At 65.1% G+C, this 16,905-nt stretch carries 14 protein-coding genes; 4 read left to right on the top strand and 10 right to left on the bottom strand.

Translation table 11 applies throughout. The features are described 5' to 3' along the window. Positions 1-28: 28 nt before the first annotated feature. From C5N93_RS03010 to dctP, 3 genes are read right to left on the bottom strand one after another with little or no spacing between them, the layout of a single operon-like run. Positions 29-1,372: a TRAP transporter large permease gene (locus C5N93_RS03010; protein ID WP_069340711.1), complete on the bottom strand. Its 1,344-nt coding sequence runs from the start codon at positions 1,370-1,372 to the stop codon at positions 29-31. Continuing rightward, positions 1,369-2,007, bottom strand: coding sequence for a TRAP transporter small permease (locus C5N93_RS03005; protein WP_242558211.1), 639 nt, complete (start codon positions 2,005-2,007; stop codon positions 1,369-1,371). Before C5N93_RS03005 ends, C5N93_RS03010 begins: the two co-directional genes overlap by 4 nt. Further along, positions 2,004-3,014 (bottom strand): TRAP transporter substrate-binding protein DctP, encoded by a 1,011-nt coding sequence (gene dctP / locus C5N93_RS03000; protein WP_242558233.1) that lies wholly within the window; start codon positions 3,012-3,014, stop codon positions 2,004-2,006. The genes C5N93_RS03005 and dctP overlap by 4 nt, the downstream gene beginning before the upstream one ends. Positions 3,015-3,400: 386 nt before the next feature. Here dctP and C5N93_RS02995 point away from each other — a divergent pair, with 386 nt between their 5' ends. Continuing rightward, positions 3,401-4,072 carry a GntR family transcriptional regulator gene (locus tag C5N93_RS02995; protein ID WP_242558210.1) on the top strand — a complete coding sequence of 224 codons (672 nt, stop codon included), beginning with the start codon at positions 3,401-3,403 and terminating at the stop codon, positions 4,070-4,072. 42 nt (positions 4,073-4,114) lie between these two features. Here the strand turns inward: C5N93_RS02995 and C5N93_RS02990 are convergent, their stop codons facing one another. The 4 genes from C5N93_RS02990 to C5N93_RS02975 all read right to left on the bottom strand — a co-directional run bounded on the left by C5N93_RS02990 (position 4,115) and on the right by C5N93_RS02975 (position 9,838). Then, entirely contained in the window at positions 4,115-5,344 is a 1,230-nt protein-coding gene (locus C5N93_RS02990; RefSeq protein WP_242558209.1) for a hypothetical protein, read from the bottom strand. 110 nt (positions 5,345-5,454) lie between these two features. After that, positions 5,455-7,479 carry a hypothetical protein gene (locus C5N93_RS02985; RefSeq protein WP_242558208.1) on the bottom strand — a complete coding sequence of 675 codons (2,025 nt, stop codon included), beginning with the start codon at positions 7,477-7,479 and terminating at the stop codon, positions 5,455-5,457. Between the two features lie 271 nt (positions 7,480-7,750). Beyond that, positions 7,751-8,641, bottom strand: a complete 891-nt coding sequence (gene lgt / locus C5N93_RS02980) for a prolipoprotein diacylglyceryl transferase (RefSeq protein ID WP_242558207.1) — start codon at positions 8,639-8,641, stop codon at positions 7,751-7,753. Positions 8,642-8,884: 243 nt separating this feature from the next. Continuing rightward, positions 8,885-9,838: a LysR family transcriptional regulator gene (locus C5N93_RS02975; protein WP_242558206.1), complete on the bottom strand. Its 954-nt coding sequence runs from the start codon at positions 9,836-9,838 to the stop codon at positions 8,885-8,887. 200 nt (positions 9,839-10,038) lie between these two features. On the opposite strand from C5N93_RS02975, the gene ilvD (C5N93_RS02970) reads away from it, so the two are divergent. The 3 genes from ilvD (C5N93_RS02970) to C5N93_RS02960 all read left to right on the top strand — a co-directional run bounded on the left by ilvD (C5N93_RS02970) (position 10,039) and on the right by C5N93_RS02960 (position 14,466). After that, positions 10,039-11,907, top strand: coding sequence for a dihydroxy-acid dehydratase (gene ilvD, locus C5N93_RS02970; protein WP_150722547.1), 1,869 nt, complete (start codon positions 10,039-10,041; stop codon positions 11,905-11,907). A gap of 205 nt (positions 11,908-12,112) precedes the next feature. After that, the gene (ilvD, locus tag C5N93_RS02965; RefSeq protein ID WP_150722548.1) at positions 12,113-13,786 is read left to right on the top strand and encodes a dihydroxy-acid dehydratase; all 1,674 of its coding nucleotides are present in this window, start codon (positions 12,113-12,115) and stop codon (positions 13,784-13,786) included. Between the two features lie 290 nt (positions 13,787-14,076). Beyond that, on the top strand, positions 14,077-14,466 hold the full coding sequence (locus tag C5N93_RS02960; protein ID WP_242558205.1) for a c-type cytochrome: 390 nt from the start codon (positions 14,077-14,079) through the stop codon (positions 14,464-14,466). Positions 14,467-14,556: 90 nt separating this feature from the next. Here C5N93_RS02960 and C5N93_RS02955 read toward each other — a convergent pair whose 3' ends face one another. From C5N93_RS02955 to C5N93_RS02945, 3 genes are read right to left on the bottom strand one after another with little or no spacing between them, the layout of a single operon-like run. Then, the gene (locus C5N93_RS02955) at positions 14,557-14,931 is read right to left on the bottom strand and encodes a DUF2486 family protein (protein WP_242558204.1); all 375 of its coding nucleotides are present in this window, start codon (positions 14,929-14,931) and stop codon (positions 14,557-14,559) included. Positions 14,932-14,933: 2 nt separating this feature from the next. Beyond that, positions 14,934-15,350 carry a DNA polymerase III subunit chi gene (locus C5N93_RS02950; protein WP_069340701.1) on the bottom strand — a complete coding sequence of 139 codons (417 nt, stop codon included), beginning with the start codon at positions 15,348-15,350 and terminating at the stop codon, positions 14,934-14,936. Beyond that, positions 15,347-16,858: a leucyl aminopeptidase gene (locus C5N93_RS02945; RefSeq protein WP_242558203.1), complete on the bottom strand. Its 1,512-nt coding sequence runs from the start codon at positions 16,856-16,858 to the stop codon at positions 15,347-15,349. Before C5N93_RS02945 ends, C5N93_RS02950 begins: the two co-directional genes overlap by 4 nt. Positions 16,859-16,905: the final 47 nt, after the last annotated feature.

Here is a 16,905-nt window from a genome sequence, read left to right as displayed (position 1 = left end):
TTCCTCTCAAGAGTTTCCGGCCCCGCCCTCACCCCATCAACTGGTCCGGGAGCCACAGCGACAACCCGGGCATCAGACAGATGAGCACGACGGCGACGACCATCAACACGACAAACGGCATCACGCCCCAGACGATGTCGCGCAAGGCGATATCGGGCGCGGTGTTCTTGATGACGAATATGTTGAGACCGACGGGCGGGTGAATCAACCCCAGTTCCATGACAATCGTCATGACGACCCCGAACCACACCAGATCGAACCCAGCGGCGCGCAGCGGCGGCAGAATGATCGGCGCGGTCATCAGAATGATGCTCACCGGCGGCAGGAAGAAGCCCAGCACGACCACCATCAGCAGAATGGCCGCGAGCAGCACCCAGCGCGACAGTTGCAGCCCCACGATCCACTGCGCGGCCGACTGACTGATGTGCAGATAGCTCATCACATACGAATAGAGCAGCGACATGCCGATGATGAACATCAGCATCGTCGACTCGCGCAAGGTCCCTGTCAGAATCGGCGCCAACTGGCGCGGCTTCCACATCCGGTAGATCACGGCGATCAGCGCGAGCGCCAGCAGGCCGCCCAGTCCGGCGGTCTCCGACGGCGTTGCGTAGCCACCGTAAAGCGCCGCCATCACCCCGATGAGCAGCGTGACGAACGGCAGCACGCGCGGCAACAGCGCCAGCTTCTCGCGCATGGTGGCCGGCGGCTCGGTCGGGAACGGCGACGGCGTGCCGTCGCGGGCGAGCGCGACCTGCGCGTTGGTGTACTCCTTGCGGTAGCGCCACGCCGCGTAGCACGAGAACAGCGCCACGAGCAGCAGTGCGGGCACGATCCCCGCGAGGAACAGACGCCCCAGCGATTGCTCGGCGGCCACCGCGTACAGAATCATCGTGATGGACGGCGGCAGCAGAATGCCCAGCGTGCCGCCCGCGGCGATGATGCCTGCGGCAAAGCCCGGCGAATAGCCGCGCTGACGCATCTCGGGAATCCCGGCGCTGCCGATGGCCGAGCACGTCGCCGGACTCGACCCGGCCATGGCCGCGAACAGCCCGCAGGCGAAGACGTTGGCAATGCCGAGCCCGCCCGGAATCCGTCGCATCCAGGCGTGCAGCGCAAGGTACAGATCCTGCCCTGCGCGCGATTTGCCGATGGCCGCGCCCTTCAGGATGAACAGCGGAATCGACAGCAACGTGATGCTGGCCATCTCCTCGTAGACGTTCTGCGTCACCGTATCAAGCGACGACGCCGGCATGAAACCGAACATGAACGCCACCGCCACCGCCCCCAGGGCGAAGGCGATGGGCATGCCGGAGAACATGGCGACGAGCGTTGCGCCGCCATACAACAATCCGATAGTGAGCTCGCTCATGCGTGCCCTCCCGTGCGATCCGGGCCGCGATGCGCCGCGTCGTCTCCCGTTCCCCTCGTTCCCCTCGTTCCCCTCGTTCCCCTCATGCCCCCCGTGCCCGCCGTCATCTCGCAGGCGCCAATCGCCACTTGCAGCAGCAACTGCACCGTGAGCAACGTCATGCCGAACGCCATCAGCCCGTACGGAATCGATAGCGGCGGCCCCCACGTGGAGCTGCTCGTCTGGCCGTCGACATAGGCTTCCCAGAAGAGCGTCCACGACTTCCAGGCGAAGAAGCCGCAGAACGCCAGCGTCAGTATGTCGACGATCCAGCGCCGCACCCGATTCACGCGCGGCGAAAGCAACGTGGTAATCGCCTCGATGCCGATGTGCCCGCGCAAGTGCTGCACGTGCGCGGCAGACACGAAGGTCGCACCGACCAGCAGGAACACCGCCGCTTCGTCCTGCCAGTCGGTCGCGAGCTTGAGCACATGCCGCGCGAATACGCTGTAGCTGAGCACCAGCGCCGCGCCCACGAGCGCCAGCATGCACACGACCATGAGCAGACGGCTTACGCCCTGCAAGAGGGCGTCGAGCCGCCGCAGCAGGCGCGAGCGTGCCACCGCCGGCTCCGCGCTCGCGACGGCCCCGCTCATGCAGGCACCTTCTCGGCCAGCGCGAGCAGCTTCGCGCAGGTGTCCGACTTGCTCGCGTAGTCCTTCCACGCGGTACGCCGGGCAATGTCGCGCCACTTCATCACCGTCGCTTCATCGAGGTCGTAGACCTTCGCGCCGGCCTTGGTATAAACGCTGGCGATCTGCGCATCGTCGGCCTTGGCCGCTTCCGTGCCGAACGCTTCCAGCTCCGCGCCGACTTGCAGAATGACCTGCTGCTGGTCCTTCGGCAGCTTGTCGAAAATCTGCTTCGACATGAGCAGCGGTTCCAGCATGAACCAGTAGGACTTGTTGCGCCCCGTGGTCAGATGCTTGGAAACCTCTTCGAGACGGAAGGACATGAGGCTCGTGGACGACGTCATCGCCGCATCCATCGCCCCGGTCTGCATGGCCGCGTACAGCTCGTTGGATGGCAACGAAATCACGGCCGCGCCGGCTTCCTTGAGCATCATGTCCATCTCGCGGCTACCGCCCCGCACCTTGAGCCCCTTGGCGTCTTCCGGTGCGACCAGCGGCTTGGCACGGCTTGCGACCCCGCCCGCCTGCCAGACCCAACTGACGATCACGATGTTCTTCTCGGCGAGCACGTCGGTGAGCACCTTGCCGATTTCGCCGTTACGCCAGGCGGTGCCTTGCGCGTAGGACGTCACCAGCCCCGGCATCAAACCGATGTTGAGCTCGCGGACTTCACCGCCCGCGTAGGGCAGCGGATAGAGGGAGAGATCGAGCGCGCCGCGTCGCAATGCAGAGAACTGCGCGTTGGTCTTCATGAGCGAACTGCCCGGGTAGACCTGAAACTTCAGCGCGCCGTTGGTGCGCTTCTCGACCTCTTGCGCGAACTTGCGACACAAACGGTCGCGGAAGTCGCCTTCGGTCAGCGTGCCGCCGGGGAACTGATGGGAAATCTTGAGCGGGCCGGTCTGCGCGAATGCGCCGCCCCACGGGCTGGCGAGTCCACCGGTTACCAGCGCCGATGCGGCGCCGAGCATGAGTTGCCGCCGCAGCGGGGAAGGGGTTGTCTCCATGGCGTCTCCTGTCACTTTTGTCAGCGATAGACCCGCGAAACCCGGTGCCTGACATCGCTCGCAACAGGGCTTCCCAAATGGCGAACCCCCGCGGCAAGTGCACCACCGGCTCGCCGGCACTGCATGTACGGATGACTGCTTTGTTTTGATATGACGAGTGCGCGAGTTGCCGCTCTCGGGTTCAAATCCTATAGTCAATCTGTCACGGTGTATACAAAATGACCCGTTAAAAAATACACTTATGGCGTTTACCCCGATCTTCAGCGGGGACATCACGCGCTACTTTGACAACCATGTCCCCCCAAACGGCCCCGTCTGACGGGATCGAAACCCGACCGAGCAAGACCGTCATGACCGTAAAACCCAAACGATCGGAAGCGCTGCGACAGGCCATCGAAGAGAAAATCGCCGTGGGCGAGTACCCGCCCGGCATGCGGCTCGACGAGGTCGAGCTGGCGACCGCGTTCGGCGTGTCGCGCACGCCCTTGCGCGAGGCGCTGATCCAGCTGGCATCGTCGGGGGTCATCGAGATACGGCCGCGTCGCGGCGCCGTCGTCTCGCAGATCGACCCGCAGCGGCTATGCGAAATGTTCGAGGTCATGGCCGAACTCGAATCGATGTGCGGACGTCTGGCGGCGCGCCGCATCACGGAAGAAGAACTGGACGAGTTACGGCGCACGCACGAAGCCAGCCGCGCGGCGGCCGAGGCGCGTGACATCGACACGTATTACGAGGTGAATGCGCATTTCCATGCGCTGATCTATCAGGCGAGCCACAACGCGTATCTTCAGGAGACGGCGTTGCAACTGCATCGTCGGTTGCGCGTGTATCGGCGGCTGCAATTGCGCGTGCGCGACCGGCCGCATCAGTCGTTTTCGGAACACGACGCCGTGTTTCGCGCGATTGAAGCCGGCAATGCAGATGCGGCCTCCGAACATTTGCGCGCTCACGTGACCGTGCAGGGCGAGCGGTTCGCCGACCTCATGGCGTCGTTGCACGCGCTGGCGCGCAAGACGGCTTGAGCAGATCGAGCCCCCGTAAACCCTCCCCCCTGCCCTTACGCCTCAAACACCACCAGTGCGCTCACCGATGTCGCCGAACAACGGCCCGCGCGTGGCGCGCATGACGCGGCGGCTCGCGACAATGCCATCGCACGGCATGCTTGCCGGCAGCGCAAGGCTGCGAATCCACGCATCGACATCGCCGGCGACATTGAGGGTTTCGCCATCGTTCAGTGCTTGCGCTGCACGACTGTTATCGCCGTACCATTGCCGCATCATGTTACGAATACGGACAACGTAACTGGCGCCGCCCTGCGAGGGCGAACGGTACAGCACGCCCGCGACGTCGCAACCGTACTCCATCAGTTGTGTCATGGCCCCCTGCCAGTAATGCAGCGCAGCCGCATTGACCGACCACCCCGCTTCGAGCAGGCGTGTGGCCAGCACTTCGCACAAGTGCTCGCCGTTGGCCCGACGGCTCGCGTTGTCTCCGTCCGTCGCAATCCATGCGTACAGGGCAGACAGCGTGTTTTCGATCAGCCCGTAGCGCGGCGCGAAGGTCCGATGCGTGGAGGCTCCGGCCAGCGCGATCGGATCGTATCCGTCACGCGTAATCGCATCGAGCCGACCACCGTGCGCGATGAAAAACACCTTCATTGCGTCGCCCCGCCCGGCGAGCGCCGCGTGGTGCATCGCCGTACCACCCGCCACGTGGTCCAGACCGCACGCCGGTCCACTCACGTGCTCGCAAGACAGCGGCTCGTTCGGATCGGCACCATGCCTGAGCAGCACGTCGAGCACGGAGGCGGGCGCGCCGCGCGATAGCGCATAGATAAGCGGTGGCACACCGTCGAACGTATCGGCAGTAAGCGGCGCGCCACAGTCGAGCACGATCGACATGGCGCTCGCCACGTTGGCGATACCTGTCACGTCAGGGGCTGTACGACCGGCGAAGCAGTCGAGCAAGCCGCGCACGAAGGCGTGCCCGCCTCGCGCTTCCGGCAACCGCATGTCGGCCAGTGTCGTGCCGCCGATTGCCCGGCCAATCAGAATCACCGCCCCCGTGCCATCCCCGTCCGTGCATTCGAGGGCGCACGGATCACGCCTGTCCAGCCCTTTGTCCAGCAAGTCGAGTGCCTGCCCGACATCCATCGAGTCGTTCATGACCGTCATCAGCACTTCGGCGCAGAGGAAACCGGCGGTCGGCATCGCTTGCAGATGTGCGGCCAGCACTTCCGCAGTCCGGGTATCCACGCCGACCGACACGAATTGATCCGCGGTCCACGTGTTCACAGGCGAACGCAATAGCCGATCGATCCTTTGCGCAAGCGCACTCACCGCGTCGCTGGGAGGGGTGCGGCTCGCACCGCACACCGTGGCGGACGCCGGCAGCTCACCGGCCCTCACGAATGCTCCTGCCTGGAGAGGTTACGCCCCCGCTGGGCGAGTTCGTCGAGAAAGTCGAGAAAGTCCGCGTCGAACCGCGCCCGATCGTGGGGCTCGCTCAACATTGCCACGAGGTACTCGTACGAGTAACGGGCCGAGCTACCGTCCAGCAGGCCGGGAAACACATCGGGCGCAAGTCCTGCATCGAGCGCAGGCAACAGCATGCGCATCAATTGATTGAACGATGCCAGGTTCACGACCGAGCCGGGCGTGGACTCGCGAAGTGTCGCCATCAATGGCGCGAGGTCCATCGTGCCGCCACGCCACTCTTCTCGCAGATACACATGCCTGAACTCATGTGCCGGCCTGCGCGCCCACGGCTGCGGGATCGCGGCATCCTCCCACTGGGCTGCCGCATGACCGCATTCGTGAAACAGGACGTCCGCAAAGTGATGCCCCGCAACGTTCGCCGCATGCGTGCCTTGCGCCATGAAGATGCCCTGCACGAGATCCCGCGCGACGAGAATGACCGGCACGTCGTAGCGCGACCTTATCGTGGCCTGCGCCAGCGAACCCGTTGCCATGCCCAGCAGCGTGCCATCAAACGGGGCGCCGTTCGGCAACTGAAAATCGACAATCGCGGCCATCTCGGTGAGGCGTCGAAATGTCGCCTCCAACGACGCCCGGTCCTGCATGAGCTTGTCGTGGTGCAAGGCCACGAGGTGACGCGCGTTTACGTCGGCATGCGTGTCGTCGGGCACGAAATTGCGATAAAGACGGATCAGCCGGGCATCCGGATCATGCAGCACATCAAGCATCGTGCCGAGTTGCTGCGTCAACTCTTCGCCGGCCTCGGAGAACAGCCGCATGAGTCCCGCATCATGCTGAACCCACTTCAAATTCAGCGTGCTGCCGTCTGCCGACATCGGCCCATGCGCCCAGCCCGGACCGATGGTGCAGCTCACGAAGGTGTCGATTTCCATTTTCGTGATCATGATCTGGTCGGCCAGCCGGAAAAGAACGTCCGCATCGCTGCCCGGCATGACGCGATGCGCGACCACCGGGCCCGTAGGGACATCGGTCGACGGCATGGCAAATGTGTAGCTTGCATCGCCGACGAACGTCATCGCATGGACGCTGCCATCGATCGACAGATACCGCCCATAGGGCGAACTGAACAGCAAGGTCACCGGCGGCTCGCCCGGGTTCGGCGTGATGTCGACCGGCATGACGACGACGCCTTCGGCATCGCCTCTGAAATTGACCGGCACACACGCCGGGTACGGAAACGCACCGAGGTCGTCGCAGCGTTGTCTGAGCGTGCGTCCGGAATGGCATGCGTCGCGCCATTCGGTCGTCGCCATCAGGTGGCCTGCATCGCAGTGGAACGCCCGGTGGCAAACGATCGGAAATTCACCCGGCAGCCCCATGCGCGAAGCTGTCGCACTTGCCACCGCAGTGGTGAGGACAGCGGGCATCGCTTGCGGGACGTAGTCGACCCTCTCGCGAAAGGTGAAGGTCGGATCGAATTGCCAACACCCCACGTCGCGTGAGGCGTCCGGTACCATCGCGCCGCACCAGTGCCCGGGAAGCGCCGGGACTTTCGACACCGATTCGCATGCGACGACACGCTCGCCACGCCCGGCACGCGCCTGAGCGGCGCCGGACGGATGGAGGAACTCAGGGGTGAGTATTTCGCGTCTCAGCGTTTCAACGATCATCGGGCTGCGGGTCGGCGAGCGTCGACGGGCGCCAGCGAAATCGTCGGAGAATCCCGATACGCCGTCGGCGTCGAGCGCATCCCGGCGTGCGACGATCCTGGCTCGCGGTCCGTCGAGCGCGCCGAACGCGGCAAGCGTGGCGAAAGAATTGTCGCTGGTCGGCGAGCGTTGCGACGCCCCCTGAAAATCGGGCATCCGCTGCGCGACGTGTTGCGCTTTCGCAGCCTCGTCACCTTCGTTGGCGACACCCCGGTAAATCGCTACGCGTTCGTACAGGTCCGTGGTAGACCCGAAACCCTGCTGTACCCCCAGCCACTGCATTCCGCCCCGTCCCTTTGTCTGTCTGAAACGCACGACGTCCTGACAGGCCGATGCCTTGGCTCACATCGGTCCCGTCGACACGAAAAGCTTACCGGCAGGCAAACGGGACCACATGTAGAAATCGATCAACGACGCGAGGGGATGGGCTTCGGGAATGCGCAGACCTTGCGCAGAAAAGACAACGGGCCACCGGAGTGATCTCCGGCGGCCCGTGAAGCATTGCAGGACCGCTGATTTGTGTGAACCGCGGTAGTTATGCCAGTGATGCCGGTTATGCCGCCGACGCTGCCTGCTGGCGACGATACGACCACACCAGCATGATCACGCCCGCGATGATCATCGGCAGCGAGAGCCACTGGCCCATCGACAGACCGAACGACAGCAGGCCAAGGAAGGCATCCGGTTCGCGCGTGAATTCGGCGAGGAAGCGGAACAGGCCGTACCCCACGAGGAACATGCCCGAGACCGCGCCGACCGGACGCGCACGACGCGCAAAGCACCACAGCAACACGAACAGGGCCACGCCTTCGAGCGCAAATTCGAACAACTGCGACGGGTAGCGCGGCAAGCTATGGAACTGCGCGAACACCATCGCCATCGCGTTGTCGGCCATCGCCTGCGGATGCGCCAGCGCCCACTGGGCGTCTTCACCGGCCGCCTGCGGGAACAGCATCGCAAAGCGCGAATCGGGCGACGTCACCCGTCCCCACAACTCGCCGTTGATGAAGTTGCCCAGACGCCCTGCCGCCAGCCCCAGCGGGATCATCGGTGCAATCAGGTCGGTGCCTTCGAGCAGCGAATGCCCGCGACGGCGCGTGAACAGCCACATCGCGACGAGCACACCGAGGAAGCCGCCGTGGAACGACATGCCGCCTTCCCACACCTTGAAGATGTCCAGCGGATTCGCCAGATAGAACGACAGCTTGTAGAAGATCACATAGCCCAGGCGTCCGCCGAGAATCACACCGAGCACGCCGTAGAACAGCATGTCGTCGAGATCCTGAGCCTTCCAGCCTTGCGCCGCAATGGACGGCTGGCGCACGCGCAGGCGCCCCACCAGCAGGAAAAGAATGAAGCCGACCAGATACATCAGGCCGTACCAGCGGATAGCGAGCGGGCCGAGATGAATCGCGACCGGGTCGAATTGAGGATGAATCAGCATGGATCAGAAGAATCGATTCGTGAACAAAAGTTCCGCCAGGGAGGAAGGGAATGCCCTTCTTCAAGCCGTCGCCGCCGTCGGTCGTGGCCGCAGGCCGCGGCGATCCGGCACGCGCCCGCAGGACTGCCGCAGGCGACGGCGCAGGCAACGGGATGGGCAGCACAATACCACGAGCGCACGACGTCGCGACATGCCTGCCGGCCGTCTCCACGATTGCAAGATGGATCATGGATCGTCGACGTCTCAGGTCTCGAGCGTCGCGCCCGGGGGCGTGTGTGCGACCCCGCGCGCGGTCTCCAGAAAGCCTTCGAGTACCGGCGTCACTTCGGCGGTGCGCCACAGCAGACCGGTTTCGATGAGCGCGCTCGTCTCGCGCAGCGCGCGGTAGGTCACGCCGGTGCGTCGCAGATGACACAGCGACTGCGGCACCAGCGCCACCCCCATGCCCGCCGACACGAGACTCACGATGGTCTGCATTTGAATCGCCTCCTGCCCCACGCGTGGCGTGAGGCCGAGCGCCGCATAGCACCCCATGATGATGTCGTAGAACGCGGGCGCCACGCGGCGCGGGAAGATAACGAGCGGTTCGTCGGCGAAATCGGCCAGACTCACCGGCGCTCCGGGGCCGCTGTGTGAGGTGTCGGTATCGGCACCGCCCTGCGTGCTGCCGCGCCCGGCGGGCAGCGCCAGCATCAACGGTTCCCGAATGATCGGCAGGTACGACAGCTCGTTGGCGTAGCGTGCGGGCACCGGCGGGATGAAAAGGCCTGCGTCGATGCGTCCGTCCATGAGCGCCTCGACCTGCACGTCGCTCGTCGCTTCGAGAAGTTGCAGGCGCACGCGCGGATACCGCTCGCCGAACTCCCGCAACAGCGGCGGCAGAATGCCGTAGTCCGCCGTCGAGACGAACCCCAGCGACAGTGTCCCGACCTCGCCGTGCGCCAGGCCTTGCGCAAGCGCGGGCAGCGCATCGGCGTCGGCCAGAATCCGCCGGACTTCGGGCAGCAGTTGCCGCCCCACGGCGGTCAGCTCAACCGAACGGTTAGTCCGCACGAACAATGGCGCGCCGAGCGAGGCCTCCAGCGCCCGGATCTGCTGCGAGAGCGGCGGCTGGGTCATCGAGAGGCGTTGCGCGGCGCGCCCGAAATGGCGTTCTTCAGCCACAGCGACGAAGTATCGAAACTGACGCAGGTCCATGATATTTTTTTCGACTCAATCCGAGTCAAATAATATATTTGACAAGCACCCAAGGAAAGACGAATCTTGACGTCCGGCCGGATTGACCCGCCGTCCCGCCGTCCTGAAAGGGCGACGGTTCGACGAATCGCGCTGTAAAGCGCCGCACGGCCCCAGGTTTTCCGTTGACCCCACAAGCACAAAGCGTTTCAGAGACGACCATGCCTCAATACCGTTCCCGCACCTCCACCCACGGCCGCAACATGGCCGGCGCCCGCGCCCTGTGGCGCGCCACCGGCATGACCGACGACGACTTCGGCAAGCCGATCATCGCCGTGGTGAACTCGTTCACGCAGTTCGTTCCGGGTCACGTGCACCTGCGCGATCTGGGCGCCATCGTGGCCAAGGAGATCGAAGCGGCGGGCGGCGTCGCCAAGGAATTCAACACCATCGCCGTGGACGACGGTATCGCCATGGGTCACGGCGGCATGCTGTACTCGCTGCCGTCGCGCGAACTGATCGCTGACTCCGTCGAATACATGGTCAACGCGCACTGCGCCGACGCCATGGTCTGCATCTCCAACTGCGACAAGATCACCCCGGGCATGCTCATGGCCGCCATGCGCCTGAACATTCCGGTCGTGTTCGTCTCGGGCGGCCCGATGGAAGCCGGCAAGGTCAAGAACGGCGACGGACAGGTCATCGCCAAGATCGACCTGATCGACGCCATGATCAAGGCCGCCGATCCGAAGATCAGCGACGCCGAAGTGGCCGAAGTCGAGCGCAGCGCCTGCCCGACGTGCGGTTCGTGCTCGGGCATGTTCACCGCCAACTCGATGAACTGCCTGACCGAAGCCATCGGCCTCGCGCTGCCGGGCAACGGCACGATCGTCGCCACGCACGGCTGGCGTCGCGGCCTGTTCGAGCAGGCTGGCCGTCTCGTGGTCGACCTGTGCCGTCGCTACTATCAGGAAGACGACGCCTCGGTCCTGCCGCGCAACATCGCCACCAAGGCTGCCTTCGAAAACGCCATGGCGCTCGACGTCGCCATGGGCGGCTCGACCAACACCGTGCTGCACTTGCTCGCCGCTGCGCAGGAAGCCGGCGTCGACTTCAAGATGGCCGACATCGACCGCATCTCGCGCAACGTGCCGTGCCTGTGCAAGGCCGCACCGGCGACCGACAAGTACCACATCGAAGACGTGCACCGCGCCGGCGGCATCATCGGCATTCTGGGCGAACTCGCTCGCGGCGGCCTGCTCGACACGTCGTGCGGCAACGTCCACAGCGGCACCCTCGGCAACGCCATCGCCCAGTGGGACGTCACGAACGCTGCCAATGACAAGGCGCAAACCTTCTATAGCGCTGCCCCCGGCGGTGTGCCCACGACCATCGCCTTCAGCCAGTCGTCGACGTATCCGTCGCTCGACCTGAATCGCGAAACCGGTTGCATCCGCGACAAGGAACACGCTTACACCAAGGACGGCGGTCTGGCCGTGCTGTACGGCAACCTCGCCGAGAAGGGCTGTATCGTGAAGACGGCCGGCGTGGACGAAGCGCAATGGGTCTTCACCGGCCGCGCGCGCGTGTTCGAAAGCCAGGACGACGCCGTCGAAGGCATTCTGGGCGATAAGGTCCAGCCCGGCGACGTGGTCGTGATCCGCTACGAAGGACCGAAGGGCGGTCCGGGCATGCAGGAAATGCTGTACCCGACGTCGTATCTGAAGTCGAAGGGTCTGGGCAAGACCTGCGCCCTGTTCACGGACGGCCGCTTCTCGGGTGGTTCGTCGGGCCTCGTGATCGGTCACGCGTCGCCGGAAGCGGCCGAAGGCGGCACCATCGGTCTGGTGGAAGACGGCGACGTGATCGAGATCGACATCACGCAGCGCAAGATGCATCTGGCCGTCCCGGACGAGGAACTCGCCCGCCGCCGCGCCGCCATGCAAGCCCGTGGCGACGACGCATGGCAGCCGATCGGCCGCGAACGCGTGGTCTCGCAGGCCCTGCAAGCCTACGCCGCGCTGGCCACCTCGGCCGACCGTGGCGCCGTGCGCGATCTGTCCCAACTGAAGCTGGGCAAGCGCGGATAATTCCACCGATACCGTCAGTTCGGTCATCGGTCGGATCGGGAGGGGCACGCACCTGTGCTCCTCCCGTGCAACAAGACAGCAATGGCATGAAGCGGTACGCCGGAAGATCGGCCGTACCGTCGGCAGGACAGCGTGATACAACAACGCCTATGTGCGACGCTGCGACAGCCCGTGGCGTGGCGCATCCCCACAGGAGAGAGACGTCATGGCATTCAACCGTCGTTCGCGCAACGTCACGCAAGGCGTGGCCCGCTCGCCCAACCGCTCGATGTACTACGCGCTGGGCTACAAGGAAGAAGACTTCGACAATCCGATGATCGGCGTGGCCAACGGCCATTCGACGATCACCCCGTGCAACGCGGGGTTGCAGCGTCTGACCGACGCCGCAGTGGACGCCATCAAGACCCACCAGGCCAACCCGCAGACCTTCGGCACCCCGACCATCTCCGACGGCATGTCGATGGGCACGGAAGGCATGAAGTACTCGCTCGTCTCGCGTGAAGTCATCGCCGACTGTATCGAGACGGCCGTGCAGGGCCAATGGATGGACGGCGTGGTCGTCATCGGCGGCTGCGACAAGAACATGCCGGGCGGCATGATTGCGCTGGCTCGCATCAACGTGCCGGGCATCTATGTCTACGGCGGGACGATCAAGCCGGGCAACTGGAAGGGCAAGGACCTCACCATCGTCTCCTCGTTCGAGGCCGTGGGCGAATTCACCGCCGGGCGCATGACCGAAGCCGACTTCAAGGGCATCGAGAAGAACGCCTGTCCGTCGACCGGCTCCTGCGGCGGCATGTACACGGCCAACACGATGAGTTCGTCGTTCGAGGCGCTGGGCATGTCCCTGCTCTACTCGTCGACGATGGCCAACCCCGATCAGGAGAAAGTCGACTCGGCCGCCGAATCGGCCCGCGTGCTGATCGAAGCCGTCAAGCAGGACCTCAAGCCGCGCGACATCATCACGCGCAAGTCCATCGAGAATGCGGTAGCCCTGATCATGGCCACGGGCGGCTCGACCAACGCCGTGCTGCACTATCTCGCCATCGCGCATGCGGCCGACGTCGAGTGGAGCATCGAAGACTTCGAGCGCATTCGCGCGCGCGTGCCGGTCATCTGCGACCTGAAGCCGTCGGGCAAGTACGTCGCGACCGACCTGCACAAGGCCGGCGGCATTCCGCAAGTGCTCAAGATTCTGCTCGACGCGGGCCTGCTGCATGGCGACTGCATGACCATCACCGGGCGCACCATCGCCGAAGAACTGAAGGAGGTGCCGTCGGTGCCGCGCGCCGATCAGCATGTGATTTTCCCCATCGACCGTGCGCTCTACAAGGAAGGTCACCTCGCGATTCTCAAGGGCAATCTGGCGGAAGACGGCGCCGTCGCCAAGATCACCGGGCTCAAGAATCCTGTGATCACCGGTCCGGCGCGCGTGTTCGACGATGAACAGAGCGCGATGGAAGCGATTCTCAGCGACAAGATTCAGGCAGGCGACATTCTGGTGCTGCGCTACCTCGGACCGAAGGGTGGCCCGGGCATGCCGGAGATGCTCGCACCGACGTCCGCGATCATCGGCAAGGGGCTCGGCGAGTCCGTCGGCTTCATCACGGACGGCCGCTTCTCGGGCGGCACCTGGGGCATGGTCGTCGGGCACGTGGCGCCGGAGGCGTTCGTGGGAGGCACCATCGCGCTGGTGAAGGAAGGCGACTCGATCACCATCGATGCCCACAAGCTGCTGTTGCAACTGAATGTGGCCGACGATGAACTCGCGCGCCGTCGTGCCGCGTGGAAGGCGCCCGCACCGCGCTACACCCGCGGTGTTCTGGCCAAGTACGCCGCACTCGCACAACCGGCCAACAAGGGCGGTGCCACGGGCTGACGACTGGCTCACGTGACGAATCCACGTCACGTGATCTCCCGGCCGCCCGGCGGCGGACTACGGCGCGCTTCGCTCACCCGGCGAACGCGCCGTTTTTTCATGCGCCGCCATGCGTCTTCATGACACGCCGAAGCACGGGTTCGCCGCCGTATAATGGCGCGTCGATGCGCCTGCCCCAAACCAATAGGCCGTTACTCTGTCGCCCCATTCTTCGCGGACGACTGCGGACGCGCCCCTCCGGCAGCCTCGCATCGTGAATCCATCAAAGGTCATCGGTCGGGGAGTACCAAATGAAGGGATTGACCGGCGTTTGTGCCGGCGCGATGTTGAGTGTCTGGCTGACGCTCGCCACCGGCGCGGCCTTCGCGCAAGGCGACACGACGTCCGCCCCCGCGTCCGACGTGCCCGATGCACGTGCGATGGAGACGCTTGCCCGCGCCCGCAACTGCATGACGTGCCACGCGGCCGACAGAACGCTGCTCGCACCGTCATACCGCGACATCGCGAAACGCTACGCCGGACAGCCGGGCGCAGCCGATGCGCTCGCACGCTCGATTTCCGACGGTAGTCAGGGGAAGTGGGGAAAGATTCCGATGCCGGCGAGCCTGCAACTCGCCCCGGGTGAGGCAACCCGGCTCGCGCAGTGGATTCTTGGAATGGCGCGCCCGTCACGCTCCTAGACCGGACGGCAGGAACCCCAACGGGCGGCAGCGCCAGACGTTGGCCTCATGCGCCAGGGCGAAGCGAGCCCCCGCCTGCGAAACTGCACATCACCCTTGCGAGCGCACCTGCTTCGCGACCTCTTCGATCACCGCCTGACGGATGCGATCCGGCAGTTGCGCCTGCAAGGCGTCGGCGACCTGCTTGCCGATCAGTTGCACGAGCCACGACGTCTGATCGATCAACGCGTCGTGGCAGCGACGCTCCACCATCGTCGTGATCTCGTCGGCCAGTTGCAGCGTGAGCCGGGCGCTCACGCGCTCGGCAAAGACCGCCACATCGGCCGGCACGCCTTTTTCCGTCGCTTGTACCGCCGCTTCGGCAGGCGCATCGGCCGTGTCCGGCAGCGGCGTCCCTTCGCCCGGCGCGAGCACTTCGGTCAGCGTGGGAATGCCGGGATCGTTGCGCTCGGGCTCGTTCGTCACGGTCAACCTCGTTGGTCGTAGTTGTTCAGGGTGTAGCCCCGGTCACGGTAGAAACGATAACGCTCGCGAGCCCCGGACAAGTCTTCCGGGGTGTCGCCGATGATCTCCACAACGCGCTCGAACCGGGCGAAGTGCGTGGGCACGCTGCCCGCCAGATTCAGCAGGACCTGATGATGCTGGGCCTCCTCGTCGGGCGCGGCGAGCACGACCGGCGTCTTTGCGGCGAGCGGATCGCGGGTAAAGCAGTGCGGCACGAATTCCAGCGGCGAAAACGTCCACAGGGCCTGATCGAACGCGCGCAGCACGTCGGGTTCGCCAACGACCACGAGCGTCTGCCCGGCCCCGTAGACCTTGCGCGCGAACCGGCACGCGTATTCGAGCCGGTTCGCCACATGCGTGTGAAAGTCGACGCGGGTCACCGGGCCTCGCGATCGATCAGGAACTGCGTGAGCAACGGCACCGGGCGGCCCGTCGCGCCCTTGGCCGCGCCACTCTTCCAGGCAGTACCGGCGATATCCAGGTGCGCCCACTCGTACTTCTCGGTGAAGCGCGCCAGGAAGCAAGCCGCCGTCACGCTACCGGCCGGACGCCCGCCGATGTTCGCCACGTCGGCGAAGTTCGACTTGAGCTGCTCCTGATACTCGTCTTCGACCGGCAGACGCCAGGCGGTGTCGCCCGTCGTACGGCCGGCGGCCAGCAGTTCGTCGGCGAGGGCGTCGCTCTTCGAGAACAGCCCCGAGTTCACGTGGCCCAGCGCGATGATGCACGCGCCCGTGAGCGTGGCGACGTCGATCACCGCTGCCGGCTTGAAGCGCTCGGCGTAGGTCAGGGCATCGCACAGGATCAGACGGCCTTCGGCGTCGGTATTGAGCACCTCGATGGTCTGACCGGACATGCTGGTCACGACATCGCCCGGCTTGGTCGCCTGACCGCTCGGCATGTTCTCCGTGGCCGGCACGATGGCGACGACGTTGAGCTTGAGGCCCATCTCGGCGACCGCGCGGATCGTGCCGAGCACCGAACCGGCGCCGCACATGTCGTACTTCATCTCGTCCATGCCCTCGCCCGGCTTGAGCGAGATGCCACCCGTATCGAACGTCACGCCCTTGCCCACGAGCACGATCGGGGCCTGCTTGGCGCTGCCCCCTTCATACTTGAGGACGATGAACTGCGGCGGCTCGACCGAGCCACGGGCGACCGACAGGAACGACCCCATCTTGAGCGCCTCGATCTGCTTCGGGCCGAGGATTTCCGACTTGAGCTTGAATTCGCGGGCGAGCTTGCGGGCCGTGTCGGCCAGATACGTCGGCGTGCACACGTTGCCCGGCAGGTTGCCGAGATCCTTGGTGAGCGTCATGCCGTTGGCAATCGCTTCGCCATGCCTGGCGGCCAGCTTGGCGGCCTTCAGATCGTCCGGGGCGACCGAGAAGACGACCTTGCGCAGCGCGGTGTTGGCGGGCTCCGCCTTGCTCTTCATCTGGGTGAAGCGGTAGGTGGCGTCGCGCAACGCGATCACCGAGGCGCGCACAGCCCAGGCGGTGTCCTGCGTGAGCACCTTGGCCTGCGGCAGGGTCCAGAGTGCATCCGTGGCGCGCGAGGCGAGCACGGCGCGAACGGCGGCGCGGGTGGCTTCGTTGAAGTGCTTCTGCGAGAGCTGCTCTTCACGGCCCAGACCGACGAACAGCACACGTGCCGGGCTCCAGCCGGCGACTTCGTGCAGCATCAGGGTGCTGCCGAGCTTGCCGTCGAGTTCGCCACGCTTGACCATGCGGGCGAGCAGGCCCTTGCTCGCGGCGTCGAGCGCCTTGGCGAGTCCTGCGAGCGGCTGCTGCTCGAACACGCCAACCACCAGACATTCGGTCTTTGCGTTGGCGAGACCGGCTTGGCCCGCCTTGGTCGAATCGAAGGCTTTTGTGCTAAAGTCCATCGCGCTTTCCTCGGGTAAAATTCGTACGAGCCGCAATTATCCGCTTT

This window comes from Pandoraea sp. LA3 (assembly GCF_022696215.1).
GTDB lineage: Bacteria > Pseudomonadota > Gammaproteobacteria > Burkholderiales > Burkholderiaceae > Pandoraea > Pandoraea capi.
Note: the sequence above shows the minus strand (reverse complement) of the source record. Positions and strands in the feature narration are given on the sequence as shown.